Below are 25,292 nucleotides of genomic sequence, written 5' to 3'. Positions count from 1 at the left end.
CTCTCTTTTCTTTCTCCTCTTTCGGGCGGGGGGGGGGGGGGGGGCCGCCCCCCCCCCCCCCCCCCCGCCGGCCCGCCCGCGCCCCCCCCCCCCCCCCGGCGGGTCGACCTGGCTCTCGGAGCCGGGCCGACGGGTCAGCCGTCCTGGGCGTGCGTCACGCCGGACGGACTGGGCGACTCGTACGAGTCGATCGCTCAGGCGGCGTTGGTGAGGATGTAGTTCACCGCGTCGCCGACGGTCTTCAGGTTCTTGACCTCGTCGTCCGGGATCTTGACGTCGAAGCGCTCCTCGGCGGCCACGACGACCTCGACCATGGACAGCGAGTCGACGTCCAGGTCGTCGGTGAAGGACTTGTCCTCCTGGACGTCCTCGCCCGGGATACCGGCGATCTCGTTGACGATCTCGGCGAGACCTTCCAGGACCTCGTCCTTGGTGTAAGCCATACCGGCTGCTCCTCTTCGGTGTTGAACGTGTCCGACCGTCGGCCGGGCACGGGCTTGTGGATGGGGTGGGGCGAAACGCGCCTAGGGGAGCGTAACGACTGCCGCGGCGTAGACGAGACCCGCCCCGAACCCGATGATCAGCGCGAGGTCGCCGCTGTGGGCCTCGCCGGACTCCAGCATGCGCTCCATCGCCAGCGGGATGGAGGCCGCGGAGGTGTTGCCGGTCTCCGCGATGTCGCGGGCGACCGGCACCGACGCGGGCAGCTTGAGCGCCTTGATCATGGCGTCGGTGATCCGCATGTTGGCCTGGTGCGGGATGAAGGCGCCGAGCTGGTCGGCGGTGATCCCGGCGGCGTCCAGCGCCTGCTGGGCCACCTTGGCCATCTCCCAGACCGCCCAGCGGAACACCGGCTGGCCGTCCATACGCAGGGCCGGCCACTTGTGGTCCTGCTCCTCGCCCGGGCCGTTGATGGCGTCGGGCTTGGCGAAGGCGGTGTCCCAGGCCTGCGTCTGGCTGATGACGTCGGACTGCGAGCCGTCCGAGCCCCAGATCAGCTTGCCGATGCCCGGCGTGTCGGACGGGCCGACGATCGCGGCACCGGCGCCGTCGCCGAAGATGAAGGCGGTCGAGCGGTCCGACTTGTCGGTCAGGTCGCTGAGCCGCTCGACGCCGATCACCAGCACGTACTCGGCGTTGCCGCCGCGGATCATGCCGTCGGCCAGGCCCAGGCCGTAGCCGAAGCCGGCGCAGGCGGCCGAGATGTCGAAGGCCGGGGCGGTGCCGCAGCCGAGCCGTTCGGCGATCTCGGTGGCGATCGCGGGGGTCTGCTTGAGGTGCGAGACGGTCGCGACGATCACGCCGCCGATCTGCTCGGCGGAGATGCCGGCCTGCGCGACGGCCTTGCCGGCGGCCTGCAGCGACATCTCGGCGACGCTCTCCTCCGGGCCCGCCCAGCGGCGCTCGGCGATCCCGCTCCGGGTGCGGATCCACTCGTCCGAGGAGTCGATCCACTCCAGGACCTCGGAGTTGGGGATGACCCGGACCGGGCGGTAGCCGCCGACCCCGTGGATCCGGGAGTACTGCGCGCCGGTGGCGGGGCGGATCTGGGGCTTGGTCATGCCAGGTCCTCCTGGTCCTGCTGGTCCGGCTGCTCCTGGCCGCTGTGCTCCGCGATGAGCGCACGGGCCTTGTCCAGGTCGGCGGGGGTCTTCAGGGCGAGCGTGGCCACGCCCTTGAGGTTGCGCTTGAGCAGCCCCGTGAGCGTGCCCGCGGGGGACAGCTCGATCACGGCGGTCGCGCCCAGCCGGCCGAGGGTCTCCGTGCAGAGGTCCCAGCGGACCGGGTTGGAGACCTGCGACACCAGGCGGGCCAGCACCTCGGCGCCGGAGTCGACGACCCCGCCGTCCCTGTTGGACACGTAGGTGACCTGCGGGTCGGCCACGGCCAGGCTCGGGGCCAGCGCGGCGAGCCGCTCGACACCGGGGGCCATGTGCTCGGTGTGGAACGCACCGGCCACCTTGAGCGCGATCAGCTTGGCGCCGGCCGGCGGGTCGGCCTTGAGGGCCTCCAGCTGGACCAGCGTGCCGGCCGCGACGATCTGGCCGCCGCCGTTGTTGTTGGCCGCGGTCAGGCCGTGCTCGGCCAGCTTCGCCGCGACGACCTCGGGGTCGCCGCCGAGCACGGCGGTCATGCCGGTCTCGGTGACGGTGGCGGCCTCGGCCATGGCCAGGCCGCGCTCACGGACGAAGGTCAGCGCCTCGGCCGCGCCGAACACGCCGGCGAGGGCGGCGGCGGTGATCTCACCGACGCTGTGGCCGGCGACGGCGCCGGTCAGCTTGCGGGCGACGTCCTCGTCCGGGAACAGCGCGCGAGCGGTCACCAGACCGGCCGCGACCAGCAGCGGCTGGGCGACGGCCGTGTCCTTGATCTCCTCGGCGGAGGCCTCCGTCCCGGCGTGCACCAGGTCGAGCCCGGCGGGCTCCGACCAACGGCGCAGGCGGTCGGCGACACCGTCCAGCTCCAGCCAGGGGCTGAGGAAACCGGGGGACTGGGCACCCTGTCCAGGGGCGACGATTACGAGCACGGTTCAACCCTCTCTCGCCAGGCGCCCGGGGGCGGGTAGGCGACGGTAACGAAGAAAACCATCCGGGATTGTATGGTCCCTACACCCCGGCTCAACCGGGCTCCCCGGCGGCGGTGAGCCGGCCGAGGGCCAGTGCGATCCGCAGGGTGAACGCCGAACGTACGTCGGAGGGGGCGTACCCCGTGACGTCGGTCACACGTCGTAGCCGGTAGCGCACCGTGTTGGGGTGCACGAAGAGCATTCGGGCCGCGCCCTCCAGGGAGGACGCCTGCTCCAGGTAGACGCTCAGCGTCTCCAGCAGGGCGGAGCCGGCCTCGTCCAGCGGTGTGTAGATCTCCTCCACCAACTGGCGGCGGGCGGCCTGGTCCCCGGCGAGCGCCCGTTCGGGCAGCAGGTCGTCGGCGAGCACCGGGCGCGGGGCGTCCGGCCAGGCGGCGCAGGCGCGCAGTCCGGACGCGGCGGCGTGCGCCGAGCGGGTCGCCGAGAGCAGGTCCGGCACGGTCGGGCCGATCACCACCGGGCCCGGCGCGAACTGGCCGATCAGCGCCCGGGCGGCGTGCACCGGCTCCTTCTCGCCGCCGACCACGACCACCAGGCGCTTGCCCAGCACCCCGGTCAGCACGTTCAGCTTGGCGTACCGGGCGGCCCGGCGGATCGCCTCGACCACCAGCTCGCTGTCGCCGTCCGGGGCGCTGCCCATCACCACCCGGACCTGGCTGGGCTGGCCCCAGCCCAGGGCGGCCGCCCGGGACAGCACGCCCTCGTCGGCGTCACCGGACAGCAGGGAGTTCACCACCAGCGCCTCCAGCCGGGCGTCCCAGGCGCCGCGCGCCTCGGCCGCCTGGGCGTACACCTGGGCGGTGGCGAAGGCGATCTCCCGGGCGTAGACCAGCACGGACTCGCGCATGTCCGCCTCGTCGCCGGGGGCGGCCACCTCCTCGATGGCCTCCTCCATCACCTCGATCGTGGTGCGGATCAGCTCCACGGTCTGGCGCAGCGTGATCGCCCTGGTCAGCTCGCGCGGGGCGGTGCCGAAGACGTCGGTGGAGATCGCCCGGGCGGCCTCCGGGTGGCGGTACCACTCGGTGAAGGCGGCGATGCCCGCCTGGGCGACCAGGCCGATCCAGGAGCGGTGCTCCGGCGGCATCCGCCGGTACCAGCCGAGCTGGTCGTCCATCCGCGAGATCGCGGCGGTGGCCAGCTTCCCCGAGGACTTCTCCAGCCGCTTGAGCGTCGCGGCCCGGCGCTCGGCCCGCTCGGCGGCGTTCCGGCGCTCCTGGACGGTCAGACGGGGGGCGGGGCGGCCGGGGCGGTCACGGGCGGTCCGGGGAGCCGGGCTCTTCCCGGTGGGTTCGGCGGGCGGCGTGGGTTCGCTCTTGGAGTTCGCGGAAGCGGCTGGCACAAGGACAAGACTGCCTCACGCGAGTGACTGCTCGTGCACACCCCCCGGTGCGGGGGCACGGTGGTGCCGCTCACGGCCCCGGGGCGCGGGGCGCGTCCGCGCCCCGGCGCGCGCCGTCCGGAGCAGTACGGTGAGGGGCGTGACCGACGACGCCGCCCGCCCCCGCGCCGACCAGCGCCGCACCGCCGAGCGCTACCGCTCCACCCCCGCCGAGGGCATCGAGACCCGACACGCGTTCTCCTTCTCCGGCCACTACGACCCGAAGAACACCCACTTCGGCGCGCTGCTCGCGTGCAACGAGGAACTCCTGGCGCCCGGCGCCGGGTTCGAGGAGCACAAGCACCGGGACACCGAGATCCTCACCTGGGTGCTGGAGGGCGCGCTGGCCCACCGGGACTCGCACGGCCACGGCGGGGTGGTGCGCCCGGGCATGGTCCAGCACCTCAGCGCCGGCTCCGGGGTCACCCACACCGAGCGCAACGTCGGCGGCGCCACCGGGCCGGTGCGCTTCGTCCAGATGTGGCTGCAGCCGGACGAGTTCGACGCCGCCCCCGCGTACGGGCTGCGCAAGGTGGAGCGGGCGGACGGCGGGTTGACGCTGCTGGCCTCCGGCCTGGAACGCGACGCCGGGACGGACGCCCTGCGGCTGCGCCGCCGCGACGCCGCCCTCTGGCTGGCCACCGCCGGCCCCTGGCAGCCGCTGCCCGAACTGCCCGCCGCGCCCTGGCGGTACGCCCACCTGACGGCCGGCTCCCTGGGTTACCGGACCGTGCCCGGGCCCAAGGGCGCCGGGCGGTCGATGGCGCCCGGCGACAGCGTGCGGGTCACCGGCGAGGCCTTCGCCGACCCGGCGGCCGGGGAGACCGGCGCCGAACTCCTGCTCTGGGAGATGCACTCGCCGGTCTCGTACGGCTGAGGTCAGCCCCGCAGTTCGCCGAGGACGGCGTCGGACAGCGGCGGCCAGGCCTCCACGGCCCAGGGGCCGAAGTCCCGGTCGGTGAGCGCGACGCAGGCCGCGCCGGCCCGCGGGTCGACCCAGAGGAAGGTGCCGGACTGGCCGAAGTGGCCGAAGGTCTCGGGGGAGTTGGCGGTGCCGGTCCAGTGCGGGCTCTTGCCGTCGCGGATCTCGAAGCCGAGGCCCCAGTCGTTCGGGCGGCGGTGCCCGTAGCCGGGCAGCACGCCGCTGGTGCCGGGGAAGGCGACCTCGCGGGTGGCCCGCCGGACGGTGGACGGGTCCAGCAGCTTCGGGGACTGCAGCTCGGCGGCGAACCGGGCCAGGTCGGCCACCGTGGACAGGCCGCCGGCGCCGGCCGGGGACTTGCTCGCGGTGTTGATCAGGGTGTCGTGCATGCCCAGCGGCTCGAACACCGCCTCGGCGACGTACCGGTGGAACGCGATCCCGGCGGCCTCGGCCAGGGTGGCCGCCAGCACGTCGAAACCGGCGTTGGAGTAGAGCCGGCGCTTGCCGGGCTCGGAGAACAGCCGGTCCTCGTCGAAGCCGAGGCCCGAGGTGTGGGCGAGCAGGTGGCGGACGGTGGAGCCGGGCGGGCCGGCCGGGTCGTCCAGCTCGAACACGCCCTCCTCCAGGGCGACCAGGGCCGCGTAGGAGGTGAGCAGCTTGGTCACCGAGGCCAGCGGGAAGAGGTGCTGCTGCGGGCCGTGGGCGCCCAGCACCGCGCCGTCCGACCCCCGGACCACCGCGGCGGCGGCGTGGGGCACGGGCCAGTTGTCGATCATCCGCAAGCTCTCCATGCGGTCGACTCTAATGTGCGGTCCGGTCGGGTGGCGGGGGCACCCGGGTGGGTGGCTTGCTTGGAGTGCACTCCAACTCGGTAGCGTCGTCGGCACAGGACAGGGGGAATCGATCATGGCCACACCCGTACGGGCCCGGGCCGGTCTGCGCAGCTGCGCCGAGGTCTTCAACGGCCAGGACAGTGAGCCGGACCGGACCCCGCGGCACACCATCAGCGAGGTCGCCGCCGTCAGTGGGCTGACCGCCCACACGCTCCGCTGGTACGAGCGGATCGGCCTGCTCGACCCGGTCGACCGCGCGGCCGGCGGCCAGCGCCGCTACTGCGACGGCGACCTGCGCCGGCTGGCCTTCCTGGGCCGGCTGCGGCTGACCGGGATGTCGGTGGCGGACATGCTCAGGTACGTCGACATGGCCCGCCGCGGCGACGAGACCTACGTCGAGCGCCGGGAGCTGCTGGAGACCCAGCGCGAGGAGGTCCGGCAGCGGATCGTCGACCTCCAGGCCACCCTGGCCGTCCTCGACCACAAGATCGATCTCTATGCCGGGAGGATCGCCGACAGTGCCGGCGCCCCCGTCCGAAGCCAGCACCACCGAGTAGAGGAAGAGCAGAGCGCATGACTCACCCCGTCCTCCCCACCGCACCCCTCGGCACCGACGGCCCGCTGGTGGGCGTCCAGGGCCTCGGCTGCATGGGCATGAGCGAGTTCTACGGCCCGACCGACTCCGACGAGGCGCGCGCCACCCTGGACGCCGCGCTGGAAGCCGGCGTCACCCTGTTCGACACCGCGGACATGTACGGCCACGGCCGCAACGAGGAGTTCCTCGCCCCGTTCGTCCGCGCCAACCGCGACCGGGTGGTCATCGCCACCAAGTTCGCCATCGACCGCAGCGAGGAGGACCCGAGCCGCCGGGCCATCCGCAACGACCCGGAGTACATCCGCACCGCGGTGGAGGGCTCGCTGCGCCGCCTCGGCGTGGAGACGATCGACCTGTACTACATGCACCGCCGTGACCCGGCCGTGCCGCTGGCCGACTCGGTCGGCGCGATGGCCGAGCTGGTGAAGGCCGGCAAGGTGCGGCGGCTGGGGCTGTCCGAGGTGACCGGGGCCGAGCTGCGCGAGGCGCACGCCGTCCACCCGATCGCCGCGGTGCAGTCCGAGTGGTCGGTGTTCGCCCGGGACGTCGAGCGCTCCGCGGTGCCGGCCGCGGCCGAGCTGGGCGTCGCCTTCGTGCCGTACTCGCCGCTCGGGCGGGGCTTCCTGACCGGCGCCTTCCAGGACGCGGCGACCCTCACGGCGGGCGACTTCCGCCGCAGCAGCCCGCGCTACACCGGGGAGAACGCCGTCGCCAACGGCGAACTGCTCACCCCGCTGCGGGAGATCGCCGCCGCCCACGACGCGACGCTCGCCCAGGTCGCGCTGGCCTGGGTCCAGCAGCGGGCCCAGGTTCACGGGCTGACCGTGGTGCCGATCCCCGGCACCCGCAAGCGCAGCCGGCTCGCCGAGAACACCGGTGCGGTCGCCCTGCGGCTGAGCACGGAGGAGCTGGCGCTGCTGGAGCCGCTGGCCGGCCGGGTGGCGGGCGAGCGCTACGCGGACATGAGCAACACCTCGGTCGGGCGCGAGTAGTCGGGTGGTACAGCCGTGCGGGGCCGGGGGTCGTCGACCTCCCCGGCCCCGCACGGGTTGTGCGGCCTCAGGCCTTGCGGCCCGTCCAGGCGGCCAGCCGGGCGTGCACGTCGGCGTCCTCGGCGACCGGCAGCACCGCGCCGAACGGGACCCCCTCGACCCGGCCCTCGGGCGGCAGGACCAGCTCGGCGACGGCCAGCGCGGTGCGGGCCAGCCCCTCGTCCAGGGCGAAGCCGTTGCCGAGGGCGGTGGCGATGTCCCAGGAGTGGGTCACCGTCTCCATCACGTAGCCGCCGACCACCATCCCGCCGGGCACCTCGCCCCAGGGTGCGGAGGTCGGGCGGCCCAGCTTGGCGTCGTCCGCCCAGGCGGCGGTGGCGCGGGCGGCGGCCCGGGCGAGCGCGGCCGGCCAGCCGTCGTCCGCCGGGTCCTCGATGCCGGGCAGGATGTCCGCGGCCAGGCCGCCCTCGCCCATGTAGGCGAACCGGTGGATGCCGCCGACCACGTGGTTCAGCAGCTGACGCAGCGTGTACTCGTCGCACGGGGTGGGCCGGTCGAGGTCGGCGGGGGTGACGGCGGCGACCAGCTGCGCCAACTGGCCGAGGGCGGCGAGGTACTGGGGGCGGGCGTCCTGGACGGCGTTCATCTTCGGTCAACTCCTGGGTGCGGTGCGGTCCTTGCTCGGGGCGGCCCTCTGCCGGGGGCGGCCCCTGCCTGGACCGTTCGGTCGGGCTCGGAACGCAATCTCCCAGTAAAACCTGACAAGTGCCGTCAGGATTCTTGGGATCCTGGAGCCATGAAGGCCGACCGCCTGCTCTCGATCCTGCTGCTGCTCCAGACCCGGGGCCGGGTGCCCGCCACCGAACTGGCCGAACGGCTGGAGGTGTCCGTCCGCACCATCTACCGGGACGTCGAGTCGCTCTCCGCCGCCGGGGTGCCGGTGTTCACCGAACGCGGCCGGCACGGCGGCATCAACCTGCTGCCCGGCTACCGCACCGACGTCACCGGGCTGACCGCCGACGAGGCGCGGGCCCTGTTCGTGCTCTCCGCCCAGGGCGCCCACAGCGACCTCGGGCTGGACGGTGCGCTCGGCTCGGCGCTGCGCAAGGTGATGGCCGCGCTGCCCGCCCCGCACCGCCCGGCCGCCGAGCGGGTCAGCGAGCGGATCCTGGTCGACCCGGCACGCTGGATGCAGAACCCGCAGGCGGGCGCCGGCAGTCCGCCGGACCTGGGCGAGCTGCAGTACGCGGTCTTCGCCGACCGGCGGCTGCGGCTGCGCTACCGGCACAGCGGGGCGCCCGCGCCGGTGGAGTACACCGTCGACCCGTACGGCCTGGTGAACAAGGCCGCGGTCTGGTACCTGGTGGCCGATCTGCACGGCGAGCCGCGGCTGTTCCGGGCCGACCGGGTGCTGGCCGCCGAGACCGCCGAGGAGGCGGTGCGCCGCCGGGCCGGGGTGGCGCTCGGCGAGGTGTGGGCGGCGCTGCGCGAGCAGGTGGAGCGGCTGCCCGTGGACGTGCCGGTACCGGTGCGGGTGCGGCGCGGGCGGCTGGACATGTTCCTGCGCATCCACGGCGGCCGGGTCACGGCCCTGCCGCCGGAGACGGACAGCGGAGTGGCCGAGGAGTGGGTCGAGCTGGCGATGGCCTTCCCGTCCGCGGCGGCCGTCCGCTCACTGCTGGCCTTCGGCGCCGAGGTCGAGGTGCTGGGCCCGCCGGCCGCCCGGCGCGAGCTGGCGCGGGCGGCGGCGGAGGCCCTGCGGCTGTACCAGGAGCAGTGACGCCCCAACAGGGCCTAGGAGTTGGACTGCGGCCGGACGACGTCGCGGTAGTCGCCGAGCGAGATCGCCGCGAAGTTGTGCAGGCTGTCGGTGCCGTCGGTGAAGTAGCCGTTGTGGCCGGCCGCGCGGGCGGAGGAGATCTGCTCGGCACCGAAGCCGCCGCCGGTCGGGTCGGCGCCGTGGCCGAGCTTGCCGACCTCCAGGAACGGGACGTTGCCGATCCAGTCGCTGGGGTTGCGGGTGGCCCACACGTGGACGCCGCTGCCCAGCTCGTCGGCCGACTGCACGCCCATGCCCGGGCTGCCGAACACCATCATGTCGGTGATGCCGGAGGTGTCGGACGGCGAGGCGGCCGCCCGCGGGATCTTCGGGGCGGCGGTGCCGCACACCACCGAGCCGTACGAGTGGCAGAGCAGCGCCGGGGGCGCGTCCGGGCGGGTGGTCTCCCGCAGGCCCGCCAGCAGTCGCTCCAGCCGGGGCGCGGCGACGTCGGCGAGCCGGGAGGTGGCCGCGTCCGGGCCGAGGCCCGAGGGGGTGACGTACCCCGTCCAGGCGATCACGGCGGTGCGGGTGCCCGGGGCCTGGCGCTGCTCCTCGGAGTACAGGGCGCGGGCCATGCCGGCCGGGGAGCGCAGCGGCTCGGCCGCCTGGTCGAAGTGGCCGAGGTCGGCGTCGGAGCCGGGGACGATGACGGAGACGTGCTCGGCGTCGGCGAGGTCGCCCCAGACCTCGGTGACCAGGCCGCGGCCGCGCGGGTCGAAGGCGAGGACCTGCCGGTCGGGGGTGAGCAGGTGGTCGACGTCGTTGGCGCGGGAGACGGCCAGGGCGCGGGTGTCGGCGTCCAGCTTCTTGTCGGCCGCGCGGGCCCGGGCGGCGTCGCGCTCGTTCGCCAGGGCGATCCGGTTGGCGCGGTAGCGCAGGTCCAGCGGGGCGCCGTCGTAGTTGCCGACGACCAGCGGGTAGTCCTTGATCAGCCGGTCCAGCTCGGTGGGGGCGAGCGAGGCGAAGAAGGCGGCGGCGTCGGCCGGGCTGGTGGTGGCCGGGTCGGGCAGGACGCGGCCGAAGGAGTGGTCCTGGATCCAGGCGGCGCTGCCGGCCGGAGGCGTGGAGATCGCCAGCTGCTCCGAGGAGACCGCGGCGGCGGCTGCCGAGGCACCCGCGTCGGCGAGCACGGCACAACCCGCGAACGCCCCGATCAGTACCCGCTTCCAGCGTCGACGGTTGCGCACCGCACCAACTCCCTTGGGGCCCGTCACCGTTTCTCGGGCGGTGCCCGGAGGGTGCGAAATGGACTTGCTGACTTCCCTGGGAAAGCGTAGAGGTCACAGGAGGGTGACGGACACGCCCAAACTGTGGGATGGATCACATGAACCGGGAGTGTCCTCCCGACGTCCTTGTGTGGCCGTTCCGGCGGTGCTAAGCGGAGTGGCGGGCGTCATGTTCGGAGACCACCCTCTTGGGGGCCGTCCGCCGCCAGGCCTCGGTGACCACGTCGCGCAGCTCCTCCGGGTCGACCAGGTCCAGTCGGACGCTCACCCAGCCGTGGCGTCCGACGTAGCGCGCGAAGGAGAACACCTCGGGCTCGGCGGCGATCAGTTCGGCCTGGTCCTCGCGGGTGGCCTTGACGGTGACGCTGTCGCCGTCGGGGTCGCCCATCGCGAAGACCTTGCCGCGCACCCGCAGGGTCTGGATGCCCCAGGTCGGTTCCTGGGCGGCCTCCGGCAGGGCCAGGGCCATCGCGCGGAACTCGTCGAACGTCACCATGGCGGCAGGGTAGAGCAGGGCCCCGCTGCGCGCCCCCGCACCCCCGGGTGGGCGCGGGGGCGCGGGGCGCGGGCGGCGCTCAGCCGAGCGAGGCCCAGTTGTCGCAGGTCCGGTCGCCGTCGACCAGTCGGTCCGGGTGCCCGCTGCCGTCGGCGACCGAGATCCGGCGGTAGCTCTGGCCGCAGAAGACCCAGAACTCGCTGCTGCCGCTGACCCGTTGGCGGTCCGGGACGGGCAGGAAGCAGTCCCGGCCGTCGGCCCCGGTGACCACCGAGGGGTACCAACGGCCCACCGACATGTCGGGGTTGCGGGTCCAGGTCTCCGTCCACGGGTCGAAGACCAGCGAGAGCTTGGCGCCGGTGCCGCCGGTGCCGCCCAGGTTGCCGCCGAAGACGCCGAGCATGCCGTTGGGCAGGAAGGAGTGCCCGGAGCAGAAGAACGGCACCGGGCGGGGCTCGTCCAGGCCGTCCGGCATGTCCGGGACCGGCGGGTCGACCCGCCGGAAGGCGTCCTTGCCGGTGCCCTTGGCCGGGTCCCAGAGGAAGGCCCGGCCGGCGTTCTCCTTGCCGATGGTCTGGGTGGGGGCGGGTTCCTTCTCGGGGTTGGTCTCGATCCGTTCGAAGGAGAACAGCAGGACCTTGCCGGTGGGCAGCAGGGCGACGTGGTCGCCGAAGTCGGGGGAGGGGAAGTACTCCTTGAAGGCGCCGAAGGTCTCCGGCGCGAAGGCCTTGTTGAGCTGGGCCTGGGAGGCGGTCAGGGCGTTGTACCGGTTGGTGCGGGTGGTCTGCGGGTGGTCTGCGGGTAGTCGCCGACGCCGCGGACGGCCGCGCGCATCCGGGCGTGCTCCTCGGCGTGCTCCCGGCCGAGGGCGGCGAACTCGTCCTGCCGCACCTCCTCGGCGACCCGGCGGGAGTCGACGTGCGGGGCGAGGTCGTCCCCGCCGTGGGCGAGTGCCGGGGCGGCGGCGCTCAACAGGCTTCCGGTGGTGACCGCGAGGACCACGGCGGCGGCCGGCAGCCGGTGGCGGCCCCGGGGCCGGGACCGCGGGCGGGACGGGGACGGGGGCATGGATCTCCTCGGGGAGGGAGGGGTGTTCGGGGAGGGGGCGAATGCGGACGGACGGGCCGTGGGCGGGCGCGGTCCAGCGATGGTCGCCGACCGTCACAGAACATCACAGTGCGTGGTGGCACGCATGTGCCGTGCCTCCCTTGGAGCGGTGCCCCTTCCGGGGATGCGCTGGAACGGCCGAAGGGGCGCGCACCGTTCGGTTGCGCGCCCCTTCGGAGCGGTGATCGCCGGCGTGGTCGCCGGGGTGTCACACCATGCCCAGCGCGTACGCGGCGAACAGCGCCGCCGCCGCGCCCGCCAGCGCCTTGCCGGCCCGGGAGAAGGCCGTCCACGGCCCGTCGAAGCGCCGGGTGAACCACCCGATCGTCACCAGGGCGGCCCCGAACAGCGGCAGCAGGGCCAGCCGGGCGGCCACCCAGCCGAGCGAGTCCGGCGCGGTGGTCAGCCCCGGCAGGGCGCCCAGGCCGGCCGCGCCGGGCACGGCCACCGCGAGCATCGCGCTCTGGTGCCAGCAGAAGATCGTCATCGCCGACAGGTTGACCGCCACCACCGGCAGCCACACCAGCGGACGGCGGGTCAGCAGCCGGCCCAGCCGCTCCCGCAGCAGCACCGCCGCGCCGCACTGCACCGCGGCCAGGGCCAGCACCAGCAGGGACGGCGGGTGCGAGTTGGTCCGCTCGACGCCCGGCACCCCGACCATGCTCGCCGGGTAGTGGAACACCACCAGCAGGACCGCGAACAGCGCCGCGCCGCCGAACAGCAGCACCCGGGCGGCCGACCGGCCGAGCCGGCCCTGCGCCCACAGCACGCCCAGCTGGTAGCCGAACATCCAGCCCGGCAGCAGGTTCAGCAGCCCCAGCCAGGACGGCACCGCCTCGGCCCACGGCCCGTACCGCAGCAGGTCGACCAGCGCGACCGAGGCCACCAGCAGGCCCGCCGACCACGGGCCGAGCCGCCGCCCGAAGGCCACGCAGAGCGGGGTGAGCGCGGTCAGCGCCAGGTACACCCCGATGTACCAGAGCGGCTGCACCACCAGGGTGGCGCCGGTGCGCAGGGTGTCCGCGGGCACCCCGAGCCGGGGCAGCAGCGGGATCAGCAGCGCCCACACCGCCGTCACCCCCAGCACCGGCCGCAGCAGCCGGACCGTCCGGGCCCGCAGCCAACTCCCGTACGTCAGCCCCTTCTCCCGGGCCCGCTCCAGCGAGCGGACCGAGGAGTGGCCGCCGACCAGGAAGAACACCCCGAGCATCTGGAGCACCCAGCTGGCCGGGGCGAGGCCGCCCAGGACGGAGAGCGGGCTGGCGTTGTGCAGGGCGCCGTCGGCGGAGAGGGTCAGGCCGCCGAGCATCCAGTGGCCGATCGGGACGGAGAGCAGGGCGAGGGCGCGCAGGCCGTCCAGGGCGCGGTCGCGGCTCGCGGGGGTCTTCGCGTCGACCTTCGCGGCGGCGCGGCGCAGGGCGGCGACGGGGTGGGGCAGGGTGCTGGTGGGGCGGGCCATGGTGGTGCTCCTTCCTTGGCGGGGGGTGGGGCTCAGCGGCCCTGGGCGATGGCGGCGTAGGCGGCGAGGGAGGCGGTGCCGGGGGTGAAGTAGCCGGTGTGGCCGTGGGATCCGGTGGACGGCAGCGGGCGGGCGCCGAAGCCGGGGTCGGTCGGGTCGGCGCCGTGGCCGAGGCCGAGGAACCGGACGTTGGGCACGTCGCCGATCCAGTCCGAGTCGTTGCGGGCGGTGGCCCAGAGCGGCACCGCGGGGTCGAGGTCGGCGGCCGAGTCCACGCCCATGCCGGGCGAGCCGAGCACCACCAGGCCGGAGGCCCGGGCGGGGGTCGGGCGGGCCAGGCCGCAGACCACCGAGCCGTAGCTGTGGCAGAACACCGTGGGCGGGGCCTGCGGGGTCGTGCTGGCGGCGAGTCCGTCCAGGAACCGGTCGAGGCGGTCGGCGCCGGCCCGGGCGAGGTCCTCGGTGGCGGCGTCGACGCCGACGCCGACCGGGGTGGTGTAGCCGGCCCAGGCGATCACGGCGGTCCGCCCGTCGGTGGCCCGGTACAGGGCGCGGGCCATGCCGACGGGGGTGCCGTACGGCTCGGTGGCGCGGTCGAAGGTGAGCAGGTCGATGTCGGAGCCGGGGACGATCACGGCGGTGCGGGGGGCGGTGGTGAGGTCGCCGAACACCTCGGCGACCTGGCCGCGGCCGCGCGGGTCGAAGGCGAGGACCTGCCGGCCGCCGTCCAGCAGGGTGCGGTAGCGCTCGGCGCGGGTGCGGGCGGCCTGCTGGTCCTGCGGGGTGAGGGCCGGGTCGGTGGTCCGGGCGAGTTCCCGGTCGCGTTCGGCGGTGAGGGCCAGGGTGTTGGCCCGGTACCGGAGCGGGACCGGGGCGCCGTCCAGGTTGCCGACCACCAGGGGGTGTCGGGCGGCCAGGGCCTGCTGCTGGGCGGGCGTCAACCCGGCGAAGAAGGCGGCGACTTGGGCGGGGGTGCTGGTGGCCGGGTCGGGGAGGCGCAGGCCGAGTGCGGTGTCGGCGGTCCAGGCGGCGCTGCCGGGCGGCGGGCCGGTGACGGCGGCCTGGGTGTCGGCGGCCCAGCCACCCGCGCCGAGTGCCGCCGCCAGTGCCAGCGCGGTGGCGGCGAGCGCCCGCTTGGTACGGAGCTTGCGCATGTCCCTGTTCTCCCTCGTCCGTTCGGCAGCCGGCTTCGGCTTTCGACGAGGAGGAAGGTAGGAAGACGACGGCCCCGCGGACGTCACACCGCGGGGCCAACTACCCGGTGCTACCGGGGTATGAGGGGGACAACCCCCCTTACTCGCCGGGGGTTACCAGGCCGGACTCGTAGGCCAGCACCACGGCCTGGGCGCGGTCGCGCAGGTCGAGCTTGCCGAGGATGCGCCCGATGTGGGTCTTGACGGTCTGTTCGGCGAGCACCAGCTGGGCGGCGATCTCCTGGTTGGACAGGCCGCGGGCGATCAGCCCCAGCACCTCGGTCTCCCGCGGGGTCAGGCCGTTGAGCCGCAGTTTGGGGTCGCGGCGCCTGGCGGGCTTGGTGCGGGCGAAGTCGGCGATCAGCCGCCGGGTGACGGAGGGGGCGAGCAGGGCCTCGCCGGCCGCGACCACCCGGACCGCGGCGATCAGGTCGGCCGGCGGGGCGTCCTTGAGCAGGAAGCCGCTGGCCCCGGCGCGCAGCGCCTCGTACACGTAGTCGTCCACGTCGAAGGTGGTCAGCATCAGCACCTTGGGCCGGTGGGCGCCGGGGACGTCGGGGTCGAGCAGTCGCCGGGCGGCCTCCAGGCCATCCATGACGGGCATCCGGACGTCCATCAGGACCACGTCCGGGTGGGTGCGGCCGGTGACCTCCAGGGCCTGGGCGCCGTCCGCCGCGTCCCCCACCACGTCGATGTCGCTCTGCGCGTTGAGCAGGGCGGCGAAGCCGGCCCGCACCATGGCCTGGTCGTCGACGATGATCACGCGGATGGTCATACGGGTGTCTCCTGGGGTGGGTCGAGCGGCAGGACGGCGGCCACCTTGAAGCCGCCGTCCGGCAGCGGGCCGGTGTCCAGCCTGCCATCGACCAGCCGGACGCGTTCACGCATGCCGACCAGGCCGTGCCCGGTGCCCTCGACCGAGGCCTCCAGTGACTCGGTGTGCTGGGACGGGGGCGCGTTGACCACGGTGAGCCGTAGTTCCGGGCCGTCCGCCGACAGCGACACCCAGGTCCGGGCGCCGGGGGCGTGCCGGACCACGTTGGCCAGCGCCTCCTGGACGATCCGGTAGACGGAGAGGCCGACGGCCTGCGGCACCAGCTCGGCCAGCCCCTCGTCCACGGCCAGTTCGGCGGGCACCCCGGCCCGCCCCACCGTCTCGACCAGCTGGGCGAGTTGGGCCACGCCCGGCTGCGGGGCCTTCTCCCTGGAGGCGTCCTCGCTGCGCAGCACCCCGAGCAGCCGGCGCATCTCGGCCAGTGACGCGCGCGCGGTGCCGGCGATCGCGGTGAACTCCTCGGCGGCGTCGTCCGGGACGCCCTGGATCCGGTACGGCGCGCTGGCGGCCTGTACCGCGATCACCGACATGTGGTGGGCCACCACGTCGTGCAACTCCCGGGCGATCCGGGCGCGTTCCTCCAGCAGGGTGCGCCGCTCGCGCTCCACCTCGCTGATCTGCTCCTGCTCGGTGAGCAGCCGGCGGGCGACCGCGCGGTCCTGCACGGCCCAGCCGAGCAGCAGGACGGCTCCGCTGAGCGCGATCAGCAGCACGGTGGTGCCGTCGCCGGTCCGGGGCAGTCCGAGGGTGGTGGTGAGGACGGTGAGCAGGAAGGTGGCGATCCAGACCGAGACCACGGTGGCCCGGCGCTCGCGCAGCCCGAGGGCGAGCAGCAGGAAGAGGTACGCGATGATCATCGGTGCCGTCCACGGCCAACTGCCCATCAGCTGGTGGTGGCGGGCGGTGATGGCGGCGGTGAGGACCAGGGTGGGGGCGCTGATCCACCAGGCGGCCAGCGGGCGGGTGATGGCGAGGAACAGCGGGGTGGTCTGGGCGACGGTGAGTGCGGCGGCGACCGGCAGCACCAGGCCGTAGAAGCCGACCAGGGTGGCGATCCCGGAGGGGATCAGCGAGGCCTGGAGGATGATCGCGACGGCGAACGGGATCCTGCGCACCCAGCGTCGGCGGGAGTTCCCGAGCAGCGGGGTCTCGTTCTCGCTGGAGATGGTCAGGTTCTGCCGCAGGGTGCGCAGTTGTCGGGCGGCGAACCTGCGGGCGTCGGCGGCGGTGAGCGTCTTCATCGCGGGCCAGCCTAGGAGCACGGGCCCGGGTCGCGCGTCGGACTGGAGCGCGAACCTCCGGGTACCACCCGGGTACGGGGTGGTACCCGGGTACTACGGGCGGGCGCTGCGGGCGTTACGGGTGGTCGCGCCAGTGGCCGGCCAGGGCGGGGCCGAGCTGGTCGAAGTAGCGCTCGATCACCACGACCATGCCCTCGGGGCCGGCCGGTTCCTGCTCGGCGGTCCAGGAGAGGTGGGCGGCGCGCAGCAGGCTGCCGAAGACGGCGGCGAGCACGACCGGGCGCAGGTCCTCGGCGGGGTCGAGTCCTTCGCGTTCGGCGAGCACCTGGACCACCAGCCGCTCCTGCTCGGTGACCCGGCGCAGGTGGGCGGCGAGCAGGGCGGGGGTGTCCTCGATGATGCGCAGCAGTTCGAGGGCGCTGCCGATGGAGTTGGGGCCGGAGGCCCGGGCGTTCCCGAGGTCGCGCCAGGCCTGGACGATCGAGGCGCGCAGGGCCTGGAGCGGGGTCTCCTCGGCGGGCCGGTGGTGCAGGCAGTGGATGAAGTAGTCCTCGGCGTCGGCCATCACGGCGAGGGCGACCTCGTCCTTGTTGGCGAAGTAGCGGAAGAAGGTGCGCTGGGAGACGTCGACGGCGGAGGCGATCTCGTCGACGGTGGTCCTGGCGAAGCCCTGGCCGAGGAAGAGCGCGTGGGCGGCCTGCACCAGGGCGTCCCGGGTCTGCTGCTTCTTGCGCTCGCGCAGGCCGGGGGCCCGGCCGAGGTCCTCCGGGGTGCCGACGGGGCGGGGGGTGCGAGCGGCCATGGCGGGGGCCTTCCGGGGCGCGGGTGTGGCGGGTGGGAGCACAACCTTAGCCGCCTGACAAATGGCAGTTCCGGCCACAAGTCACTGTTTGCCGAATGTCAGTCGCTGACATAATCTGCCGGAGTGGCGCTCGTCGGCCGGGCACTCGTGGGGACGGGTGGGTCGTCGCAGCGCCACCACCACGTGCCGGTCTCTGTCACGCCCCCGGAGGGCCCAGATGAGTCAGTCCGTCGTCAAGAACTCCGAGGCGGACGCGGCGCCGCCGTCGAAGCCGCCGGCCGGGGGAGGGCTCAAGGGGCACCCCTGGCTGACCCTGCTGACCGTCGCGGTCGGCGTGATGATGGTCGCCCTGGACGGCACGATCGTCGCGATCGCCAACCCGGTGATCCAGGAGAAGCTCAAGGCCGCGCCCTCCGAGATCCAGTGGGTCACCAGCGGCTACCTGCTGGCGCTCGCGGTCTTCCTGATCACCGCCGGCAAGATCGGCGACCGCTTCGGCCACAAGAGCACCTTCCTGGTCGGCGCGGTCGGCTTCGCCGCCACCTCGGCCGCGATCGGCTTCGCGGGCAACATCCAGACCGTGATCGCCTTCCGCGTCCTCCAGGGCCTGTTCGGCGCGCTGCTCCAGCCCGCCGCGCTCGGCCTGCTGCGCGGGGCCTTCCCGGCCGACAAGCTCAACATGGCGATCGGCATCTGGGGCGGGGTGATCGGCGCGTCCACCGCGGCCGGCCCGATCGTCGGCGGCCTGCTGGTCGAGCACGTCAACTGGGAGTCGGTGTTCTTCATCAACATCCCGGTCGGCCTGGCCGCGGTGGCCCTAGGCCTGTGGATCCTCAAGGACGTCCGGGCCGAGAACGCCGCGAAGTCCTTCGACCTGCCGGGCATCGGGCTGCTCTCGGTCGGGATGTTCGCGCTGGTCTTCGGGATCATCAAGGCCCCCGAGTGGGGCTGGGGCGACGCCCGGACGCTGCTGTTCCTGGGCGGCGCGGTGCTGCTGATGGTGCTCTTCGCGCTCTGGCAGGGCCGGGCGAAGGAGCCGCTGATCCCGCTGAGCCTGTTCCGCTCGGTGCCGCTGTCGGCGGGCGTGCTGCTGATGGTGCTGATGGCCTTCGCGTTCTTCGGCGCGATCTTCTTCGTGACCTTCTACCTCCAGAACGTGCACGGGATGAAGCCGGTCGACGCCGGCATCCACCTGCTGCCGATGACCGGCATGATGATCGTCGGCGCGCCGCTGGCGGGCCTCGCGATCGGCAAGCTCGGCCCGCGGATCCCGATCATGGTCGGGATGCTGCTCACCACCGGGGCGATGGTCGGCATGTCCACCCTGGACACCGGCTCCGGCACCGGCGTGATGTCGCTCTGGTTCGTCCTGATGGGCCTCGGCATCAGCCCGGTCATCGTCGGCGCCACCGAGGTCATCGTCGGCAACGCCCCGCTGGAGCTGTCCGGCGTGGCCGGCGGCCTCCAGCAGGCCGCGATGCAGGTCGGCGGCAGCCTGGGCACCGCCGTGCTGGGCGCCCTGATGGCCGCCAAGGTCGGCGACGTGCTGCCCGGCAACTGGGCCAAGGCCGGCCTGCCGCCGGTCGAGGACCCGCAGGCGGCCGCGGGCCTCAAGCAGGCCGCCCAGCTGGGCATCGCCCCGCCGGCCCCGCCCGGTACCCCGCAGCAGGCGGTGGACCTGATGGCCGGCGCCGTGCACCAGTCCTTCGTCAGCGGAATGTCGCTGGCCTTCATGGTGGCCGCGGTGGTGGCGTTCGGCGCCGCCCTGCTGGCCCTGCTGACCCGCCGCGGCGAGACCGACGCGGGCCCGGCCGTGCACATCTGAGCCGGCCGGCGGACGGCCCCGGACTCCGTGGGGGAGACCGGGGCCGTCGTGCTGCCCGGGGTGCCGCTCAGACCCGGGTGAGGGCCACCAGCGGGATCGTCCGGGCGGCCTCGCGGTACTCGGCGAACTGCGGCTGGGCGGCCGACTGGCGGGCCCAGAGCGCGTCGTGCTCGGCCGGGTCGACCGCGGCCGCCACGGCCGGGTAGCGCTCGGTGCCGAGCTCGACGGTGACCTCCGGGTGGGCGACCAGGTTGCGGTACCAGACCGGGTCGGTGTCGCTGCCGCCGTTGGAGGCGAAGACCACCAGCCGCTCGCCGTCCGGCAGGTGGACCAGCGGGGTGGTGCGCGGCTCGCCGCTGCGGGCGCCGACCACGGTGAGCAGCAGCAGCGGCATCCCGGCGAGGTCGCCGCCCACCACCCCCGCGCCGGCCCGGAACTCGGCGATCACCTTGCGGTTGAACTCTCCCGCGCCGTCGGCGGGTTCGGGGTGGTGGTGCGTGCTCCGGTTCGTCATGGCGTCGAGCGTAGGACCTGACCCGGGTGTCCGGGGCGGGAACGCCGAAGGGCCGGACCCCGTACGGGAGTCCGGCCCCTCTCAGGCGCTAGCGGGTGATCAGGCGTCGCCGCCGGCGGCACCCGGGTCGGCCGCGGTCACGTCCAGCAGCTGGTAGCGGTCGATCGCGTCCTTCAGCGCCGAGCGGTCGATCTTGCCCTGCTTGGCGAGCTCGGTGAGCACGCCCAGGACGACCGACTGCGCGTCGATGTGGAAGAAGCGACGGGCCGCACCGCGGGTGTCGGCGAAGCCGAAGCCGTCGGCGCCCAGCGACTGGTACTGGCCCGGCACCCAGCGGGCGATCTGGTCCGGAACGGCGCGCATCCAGTCGGACACGGCGACGACCGGGCCCTCGGCGCCCTGGAGCTTCTGGGTGACGTACGGCACCCGCTGCTGCTCCTCGGGGTGCAGCAGGTTGAACTCCTCGGCCTCCACCGCGTCGCGGCGCAGCTCGTTCCAGGAGGTCGCGGACCAGACGTCGGCCTTGACGTTCCACTCCTCGGCGAGGATGCGCTGGGCCTCCAGGGCCCACGGCACGGCCACGCCGGAGGCGAGGATCTGGGCCGGGATCTGGCCGGCGGTGGCCGGCGCGTACCGGTGCAGACCCTTGAGGATGCCCTCGACGTCCACGTTCTCGGGCTCGGCCGGCATCTTGATCGGCTCGTTGTAGACGGTCATGTAGTAGAACACGTCCTCGCCGTGCGGGTGCTCGGCGCTGGAGCCGTACATCCGCCGCAGACCGTCCTGGACGATGTGCGCGATCTCGAAGCCGTACGCCGGGTCGTACGCGACGACGCCGGGGTTGGTCGAGGCCAGCAGGTGCGAGTGGCCGTCGGCGTGCTGCAGGCCCTCACCGGTCAGCGTGGTTCGGCCGGCGGTGGCGCCGATCACGAAGCCGCGGGCCAGCTGGTCGGCCATCTGCCAGAACTGGTCGCCGGTGCGCTGGAACCCGAACATCGAGTAGAAGACGTACACCGGGATCAGCGGCTCGCCGTGGGTCGCGTAGGACGAACCGGCGGCGATCAGCGAGGCGGTGCAGCCGGCCTCGGAGATGCCGTCGTGCAGCATCTGGCCGGTCGGCGACTCCTTGTAGGCCAGCAGCAGGTCGCGGTCGACCGACTCGTAGGTCTGGCCCAGCGGGTTGTAGATCTTCGCCGACGGGAACAGCGAGTCCATGCCGAAGGTGCGGTACTCGTCCGGCGCGATCGGCACGAAGCGGTTGCCGATGCCCTTGTCCCGCATGAGGTCCTTGAGCACCCGGACGAACGCCATGGTGGTGGCGATGGTCTGGTTGCCGGAGCCCTTCTTGACCGCCTTGTATGCGTCGTCGCCGGGCAGTTCCAGCTTGCGCGGGCGCACCTTGCGGGTCGGCACGTAGCCGCCCAGCTCGCTGCGGCGGTCGTGCATGTACTGGATCTCTTCCGAGTCGCGGCCCGGGTGGTAGTAGGGCGGGTAGCCCTCGTCCAGCTGCTTGTCGGTGATCGGCAGGTGCAGCCGGTCGCGGAAGCGCTTGAGGTCCTCGACCGTCAGCTTCTTCATCTGGTGGGTGGCGTTGCGGCCCTCGAAGTTGGGGCCCAGCGTCCAGCCCTTGACCGTCTGGGCCAGGATGACCGTCGGCTGGCCCTGGTGCTCGCGGGCGGCCTTGAACGCCGCGTAGATCTTCTTGTGGTCGTGGCCGCCGCGACCCAGGTGCTGGATCTGCTGGTCGGTCATGTTCTCGACCATGGCGCGCAGGCGCAGGTCGCCGCCGAAGAAGTGGTCGCGGATGTACTGGCCGGTCTCGGTGGCGTAGGTCTGGAACTGGCCGTCCACCGTGGTGTTCAGCTTGTTGACCAGGACGCCGTCGCGGTCCTGCGCGAGCAGCGGGTCCCAGCTGCGGTCCCAGACCAGCTTGATCACGTTCCAGCCGGCGCCCCGGAACTGGGACTCCAGCTCCTGGATGATCTTGCCGTTGCCGCGGACCGGGCCGTCCAGGCGCTGCAGGTTGCAGTTGACCACGAAGGTCAGGTTGTCCAGGCCCTCACGGGCGGCCAGCGAGAGCTGGCCGAGCGACTCGGGCTCGTCCATCTCGCCGTCGCCGAGGAAGGCGTAGACCTGCGAGTCCGAGGTGTCCTTGATGCCCCGGTGCTCCAGGTAGCGGTTCATCCGCGCCTGGTAGATCGCACCGAGCGGGCCGAGGCCCATCGAGACGGTCGGGAACTCCCAGAAGTCCGGCATCAGCCGCGGGTGCGGGTAGCTGGACAGGCCGTACGGGGCCTTCGACTTCTCCTGGCGGAACGCGTCGAGCTGCTGCTCGGTGAGTCGGTCCAGCAGGAAGGCGCGGGCGTAGATGCCGGGGGAGGCGTGACCCTGGAAGAAGATCTGGTCGCCCGACTCGCCCTCGGCGTCCTTGCCGCGGAAGAAGTAGTTGAAGCCGACGTCGTACAGCGACGCGGAGGAGGCGAAGGTGGCGATGTGCCCACCGACGCCGATGCCCGGGCGCTGCGCCCGGGAGACCATGACGGCCGCGTTCCAGCGGGTCGCGTTGAGGATCTTGCGCTCGATCTCCTCGTTGCCGGGGAAGAACGGCTCGTCCTTGGTCGCGATGGTGTTCACGTAGTCCGTGCTGCGCATCTCGGGCACGGCGACACGCTTCTCGCGGGCGCGCTCGATCAGCCGCAGCATCAGGTAACGGGCACGCTCACGCCCCCGCTCGTCGATGGCCGCATCGAGCGACTCCAGCCATTCCGCGGTCTCCTCGGGATCGAAGTCCGGGACCTGACTCGGAAGGCCGCCAATGATGATCGGGTTGCGATCGGATCCGGAAGCCACGCTGTTCCTTCACTGTCGGTCGAAACTGAGGTGTGTCGCGCCGCCTCCATCGTGCTACCGCGCTCGGAGATCCGTCATCTCTACCGATCGGTAACCGTTCCGCCTGGTGGACGGAACGGTCTGGTGGTGCGCGTCGCGGGCTTCTTCGTCCGCTCCGCACACCCCCGGGTGTTACGAAAAGAGGTGGTCCGACCTGGTGTCCCGTCCGCCCGATGGCGGGCGGCCGGGGTGAGGGCCAACAGGAGACTCTACGCCCGCGCACGCGCGGACCCCGAATGCCGTTCGCATCTCGGGCACGCGTACGGCCTGTGGGCCGGGACCACCCGAAGCATCCTTGTCCCACGCAGAGAAGGGCAAATCGGTGTGATTCCCGACACCTCGCCCGGCGTGTCCCGCTGCGACACGTCAACCTTTGGGGGGGATCGGCGGTCGGGTACTTGCGCGAACCGCCGCGCCCGTGTGGACTACGGCCACAGCCTCGGCATGGATGCCGGGCCGAATACTGGAGGTTATTCCCGTGAGCGCGACCGCGGACCCCGCGGACAAGTCCAACCCGGCGACCCGTCTCGGCTTCGAAGAAGGCCAGATCGTCCAGGAGCTGGGGTACGACGAAGACACTGACCAGGATCTCCGTGAGGGCATCGAGGAGATCACCGGGACGGAGCTCGTCGACGAGGACTACGACGACGTCGCGGACGCCGTCCTGCTGTGGCACCGCGACGAGGACGGGGATCTCACCGACTCCCTCGTGGACGCCCTGGAGTACCTGGCCGAGGGCGGGCTGATCTGGCTGCTGACGCCCAAGACCGGCCGGGACGGCCACATCGAGGCGTCCGACATCGCGGACGCGGCGAAGACCTCCGGCCTGTCGCAGACCAGCTCGATCGCGGTGGCCAAGGACTGGGCGGCGACCCGGCTGGCGACCAAGTCCACGGCGAAGCAGCCCAAGCAGCGCTGAACGGGCCCCGAGCCTCGCGCCGGGCCCCTTCGGAGGACCTCCTCCGTCGGGGCCCGGCGTTTTTTCGTGCGGCTCCCCGGGCGGCCGGGGGTGCGGGTGCCGCGGGCGTTCCGGGCGATCCGGGCGATCCGGGAGTCGGGTGTTCCGGGTGTTCTGTGCGTTCGCTCAGGGCGGAAGGGGTGGGCCTTCCGGTGGGCGGCGTCATCCGTTCGGCCGAACGTCGGTCAACGGATGCGAGGATGTCGCCTGCCGTGCCCGTAGCGCGGCCAGGTCGCGTCAGAAAGGTCCCGCTCATGGCCATCGAGATCGGCACCCAGGCTCCGGACTTCGAGCTCAGCACCCAGCACGGGGAGACGGTCCGGCTGGCCGACTTCCGCGGCCGCAAGCACGTCGTCCTGGTCTTCTACCCGTTCGCCTTCACCGGCGTCTGCACCGGCGAGCTGGGCGCGATCCAGCGCGAGCTGGCCGGGCTGCAGAACGACGAGGTCCAGGTGCTCGGCGTCTCCTGCGACTCGCAGTTCTCCCAGCGGGTCCTCGCCGACCGGGAGGGCCTGGAGTTCCCGCTGCTGGCCGACTTCTGGCCGCACGGCGAGGTCACCCGGGCCTACGGCGTCCTGGACGAGCGGAAGGGCTGCCCGCTGCGCGGCACCTTCGTGATCGACAAGGCCGGCACGGTGCGCTGGAGCGTCGTCAACGGCCTCCCGGACGCCCGGGACGAGCAGGAGTACCTCAAGGCCCTGGCGGGCCTCTGAGCCCCCCGGACGGCCCCACGGGGCCCGTGCGACCCTCCGGCCCCGTCGTTCGGGCGTGCGTACGGGAACCCGGTACTACGCTCGGGCCGTTGGCGGAGTGCGGCGTACGTCCGTTTTTCGTCGGTCGGCGCCGAGAACCGCACCACCCGGGGGCACCACCCGTGCCTCCCGATTCTTGGAGGACACGTGGGAGTCAGCCTCAGCAAGGGCGGCAACGTCTCGCTCACCAAGGAGGCGCCGGGTCTCCAGGCCGTCGTGGTCGGCCTGGGCTGGGACGTCCGGACCACCACCGGTACGGACTTCGACCTGGACGCCAGCGCGCTGCTCTGCAACGAGCAGGGCAAGGTCGGTTCGGACGGGAACTTCGTGTTCTTCAACAACCTGAAGAGCCCGGACGGCTCGGTCGAGCACACCGGCGACAACCTGACCGGTGAGGGCGAGGGCGACGACGAGGCGATCAAGGTCAACCTGGCCACCGTCCCGGCCGACGTGCAGAAGATCGTCTTCCCGGTGTCGATCTACGACGCCGAGAACCGCGGCCAGAACTTCGGCCAGGTGCGCAACGCGTTCATCCGGGTGGTGAACCAGGCGAACAACGTCGAGCTGGCGCGCTACGACCTCTCCGAGGACGCCTCCACCGAGACCGCGATGGTCTTCGGCGAGCTCTACCGCAACGGCGGCGAGTGGAAGTTCCGCGCCATCGGCCAGGGCTACGCCTCCGGCCTGCGCGGCATCGCCCAGGACTTCGGCGTCAACGTCTGAGTCCTCGTCTGAGTCCTCCTGCGGCGCAGGGGTCTTGAGCGGTCACCGGGGCGGGGGGGGCGCGGCCGCGCGCGCCGGGGGCGCGCGCGCGCGGGCGGGGGGCGGGGGGCGGGGGGGGGCGGGGGGTGGTGTGGGCGGGG

The 25,292-nt window shown here is 73.3% G+C and carries 25 protein-coding genes; 8 read left to right on the top strand and 17 right to left on the bottom strand.

The features are described from left to right. Window positions 1-194: 194 nt before the first annotated feature. The 4 genes from ACFWXO_RS30245 to ACFWXO_RS30230 form a co-directional block, all read right to left on the bottom strand. A complete protein-coding gene (locus tag ACFWXO_RS30245; protein WP_375887726.1) occupies window positions 195-443 on the bottom strand; it encodes an acyl carrier protein in 249 nt (82 codons plus the stop codon). An 81-nt stretch (window positions 444-524) separates the two neighbouring features. Further along, on the bottom strand, window positions 525-1,562 hold the full coding sequence (locus ACFWXO_RS30240) for a beta-ketoacyl-ACP synthase III (RefSeq protein WP_375887728.1): 1,038 nt from the start codon (window positions 1,560-1,562) through the stop codon (window positions 525-527). Continuing rightward, window positions 1,559-2,527 (bottom strand): ACP S-malonyltransferase, encoded by a 969-nt coding sequence (locus ACFWXO_RS30235; protein WP_375887730.1) that lies wholly within the window; start codon window positions 2,525-2,527, stop codon window positions 1,559-1,561. The genes ACFWXO_RS30240 and ACFWXO_RS30235 overlap by 4 nt, the downstream gene beginning before the upstream one ends. A 91-nt stretch (window positions 2,528-2,618) precedes the next feature. Further along, window positions 2,619-3,815, bottom strand: coding sequence for a PucR family transcriptional regulator (locus tag ACFWXO_RS30230; RefSeq protein WP_380527572.1), 1,197 nt, complete (start codon window positions 3,813-3,815; stop codon window positions 2,619-2,621). Window positions 3,816-4,068: 253 nt separating this feature from the next. Between ACFWXO_RS30230 and ACFWXO_RS30225 the strand changes: the two genes are divergently transcribed. Beyond that, entirely contained in the window at window positions 4,069-4,845 is a 777-nt protein-coding gene (locus ACFWXO_RS30225) for a pirin family protein (protein WP_380527554.1), read from the top strand. 2 nt (window positions 4,846-4,847) lie between these two features. Here the strand turns inward: ACFWXO_RS30225 and ACFWXO_RS30220 are convergent, their stop codons facing one another. Continuing rightward, the gene (locus ACFWXO_RS30220; RefSeq protein WP_380527552.1) at window positions 4,848-5,681 is read right to left on the bottom strand and encodes a serine hydrolase domain-containing protein; all 834 of its coding nucleotides are present in this window, start codon (window positions 5,679-5,681) and stop codon (window positions 4,848-4,850) included. Window positions 5,682-5,796: 115 nt separating this feature from the next. Between ACFWXO_RS30220 and ACFWXO_RS30215 the strand changes: the two genes are divergently transcribed. Next, window positions 5,797-6,300, top strand: a complete 504-nt coding sequence (locus tag ACFWXO_RS30215) for a MerR family transcriptional regulator (RefSeq protein WP_375887738.1) — start codon at window positions 5,797-5,799, stop codon at window positions 6,298-6,300. After that, window positions 6,297-7,310 carry an aldo/keto reductase gene (locus ACFWXO_RS30210; RefSeq protein ID WP_375887741.1) on the top strand — a complete coding sequence of 338 codons (1,014 nt, stop codon included), beginning with the start codon at window positions 6,297-6,299 and terminating at the stop codon, window positions 7,308-7,310. Before ACFWXO_RS30215 ends, ACFWXO_RS30210 begins: the two co-directional genes overlap by 4 nt. Before the next feature lie 67 nt (window positions 7,311-7,377). On the opposite strand, the gene ACFWXO_RS30205 is transcribed toward ACFWXO_RS30210, so the two are convergent. Then, window positions 7,378-7,956: a TIGR03086 family metal-binding protein gene (locus ACFWXO_RS30205; protein WP_375887744.1), complete on the bottom strand. Its 579-nt coding sequence runs from the start codon at window positions 7,954-7,956 to the stop codon at window positions 7,378-7,380. A 150-nt stretch (window positions 7,957-8,106) separates the two neighbouring features. Here ACFWXO_RS30205 and ACFWXO_RS30200 point away from each other — a divergent pair, with 150 nt between their 5' ends. Beyond that, complete coding sequence (locus ACFWXO_RS30200) at window positions 8,107-9,090, top strand: helix-turn-helix transcriptional regulator (RefSeq protein WP_380527548.1); 984 nt, start codon at window positions 8,107-8,109, stop codon at window positions 9,088-9,090. A 14-nt stretch (window positions 9,091-9,104) separates the two neighbouring features. On the opposite strand, the gene ACFWXO_RS30195 is transcribed toward ACFWXO_RS30200, so the two are convergent. The 9 genes from ACFWXO_RS30195 to ACFWXO_RS30155 all read right to left on the bottom strand — a co-directional run bounded on the left by ACFWXO_RS30195 (window position 9,105) and on the right by ACFWXO_RS30155 (window position 17,491). Further along, window positions 9,105-10,319 carry an alpha/beta hydrolase gene (locus ACFWXO_RS30195; protein WP_375887749.1) on the bottom strand — a complete coding sequence of 405 codons (1,215 nt, stop codon included), beginning with the start codon at window positions 10,317-10,319 and terminating at the stop codon, window positions 9,105-9,107. Window positions 10,320-10,506: 187 nt separating this feature from the next. After that, on the bottom strand, window positions 10,507-10,854 hold the full coding sequence (locus tag ACFWXO_RS30190) for an MmcQ/YjbR family DNA-binding protein (RefSeq protein ID WP_375887752.1): 348 nt from the start codon (window positions 10,852-10,854) through the stop codon (window positions 10,507-10,509). Between the two features lie 79 nt (window positions 10,855-10,933). Beyond that, window positions 10,934-11,329: a hypothetical protein gene (locus ACFWXO_RS30185; protein WP_380527546.1), complete on the bottom strand. Its 396-nt coding sequence runs from the start codon at window positions 11,327-11,329 to the stop codon at window positions 10,934-10,936. Window positions 11,330-11,607: 278 nt separating this feature from the next. Next, window positions 11,608-11,922 carry a hypothetical protein gene (locus tag ACFWXO_RS30180; RefSeq protein WP_380527544.1) on the bottom strand — a complete coding sequence of 105 codons (315 nt, stop codon included), beginning with the start codon at window positions 11,920-11,922 and terminating at the stop codon, window positions 11,608-11,610. 247 nt (window positions 11,923-12,169) lie between these two features. After that, on the bottom strand, window positions 12,170-13,420 hold the full coding sequence (locus ACFWXO_RS30175; RefSeq protein ID WP_380527541.1) for an acyltransferase: 1,251 nt from the start codon (window positions 13,418-13,420) through the stop codon (window positions 12,170-12,172). A gap of 32 nt (window positions 13,421-13,452) precedes the next feature. Next, window positions 13,453-14,574 (bottom strand): alpha/beta hydrolase, encoded by a 1,122-nt coding sequence (locus ACFWXO_RS30170; protein WP_380527539.1) that lies wholly within the window; start codon window positions 14,572-14,574, stop codon window positions 13,453-13,455. Window positions 14,575-14,713: 139 nt separating this feature from the next. Beyond that, window positions 14,714-15,388: a response regulator gene (locus ACFWXO_RS30165; protein WP_375887764.1), complete on the bottom strand. Its 675-nt coding sequence runs from the start codon at window positions 15,386-15,388 to the stop codon at window positions 14,714-14,716. Continuing rightward, window positions 15,385-16,689: a sensor histidine kinase gene (locus tag ACFWXO_RS30160; RefSeq protein WP_380527536.1), complete on the bottom strand. Its 1,305-nt coding sequence runs from the start codon at window positions 16,687-16,689 to the stop codon at window positions 15,385-15,387. Before ACFWXO_RS30160 ends, ACFWXO_RS30165 begins: the two co-directional genes overlap by 4 nt. Window positions 16,690-16,804: 115 nt before the next feature. Continuing rightward, entirely contained in the window at window positions 16,805-17,491 is a 687-nt protein-coding gene (locus ACFWXO_RS30155; RefSeq protein WP_380527534.1) for a TetR/AcrR family transcriptional regulator, read from the bottom strand. 217 nt (window positions 17,492-17,708) lie between these two features. Here ACFWXO_RS30155 and ACFWXO_RS30150 point away from each other — a divergent pair, with 217 nt between their 5' ends. Next, window positions 17,709-19,316 carry an MFS transporter gene (locus ACFWXO_RS30150; protein ID WP_375887772.1) on the top strand — a complete coding sequence of 536 codons (1,608 nt, stop codon included), beginning with the start codon at window positions 17,709-17,711 and terminating at the stop codon, window positions 19,314-19,316. Window positions 19,317-19,383: 67 nt separating this feature from the next. Here the strand turns inward: ACFWXO_RS30150 and ACFWXO_RS30145 are convergent, their stop codons facing one another. Both ACFWXO_RS30145 and aceE read right to left on the bottom strand, forming a co-directional pair. Then, on the bottom strand, window positions 19,384-19,830 hold the full coding sequence (locus tag ACFWXO_RS30145; protein WP_380527530.1) for a nitroreductase/quinone reductase family protein: 447 nt from the start codon (window positions 19,828-19,830) through the stop codon (window positions 19,384-19,386). 99 nt (window positions 19,831-19,929) lie between these two features. Continuing rightward, the gene (aceE, locus tag ACFWXO_RS30140) at window positions 19,930-22,680 is read right to left on the bottom strand and encodes a pyruvate dehydrogenase (acetyl-transferring), homodimeric type (protein ID WP_375887776.1); all 2,751 of its coding nucleotides are present in this window, start codon (window positions 22,678-22,680) and stop codon (window positions 19,930-19,932) included. A 517-nt stretch (window positions 22,681-23,197) separates the two neighbouring features. Here aceE and ACFWXO_RS30135 point away from each other — a divergent pair. From ACFWXO_RS30135 to ACFWXO_RS30125, 3 genes are all read left to right on the top strand, one after another. Further along, complete coding sequence (locus tag ACFWXO_RS30135) at window positions 23,198-23,638, top strand: DUF3052 domain-containing protein (protein WP_375887778.1); 441 nt, start codon at window positions 23,198-23,200, stop codon at window positions 23,636-23,638. A gap of 293 nt (window positions 23,639-23,931) precedes the next feature. Further along, on the top strand, window positions 23,932-24,390 hold the full coding sequence (locus ACFWXO_RS30130; protein ID WP_375887780.1) for a peroxiredoxin: 459 nt from the start codon (window positions 23,932-23,934) through the stop codon (window positions 24,388-24,390). 186 nt (window positions 24,391-24,576) lie between these two features. Further along, window positions 24,577-25,152: a TerD family protein gene (locus ACFWXO_RS30125; RefSeq protein ID WP_375887783.1), complete on the top strand. Its 576-nt coding sequence runs from the start codon at window positions 24,577-24,579 to the stop codon at window positions 25,150-25,152. The last annotated feature ends 140 nt before the right edge of the window (window positions 25,153-25,292 follow it).

This window comes from Kitasatospora sp. NPDC059088 (assembly GCF_042738155.1).
Lineage (GTDB): Bacteria > Actinomycetota > Actinomycetes > Streptomycetales > Streptomycetaceae > Kitasatospora.
The sequence above is the reverse complement of the archived record's forward strand: the minus strand, read 5'-3'. Positions and strand labels throughout refer to the sequence as shown.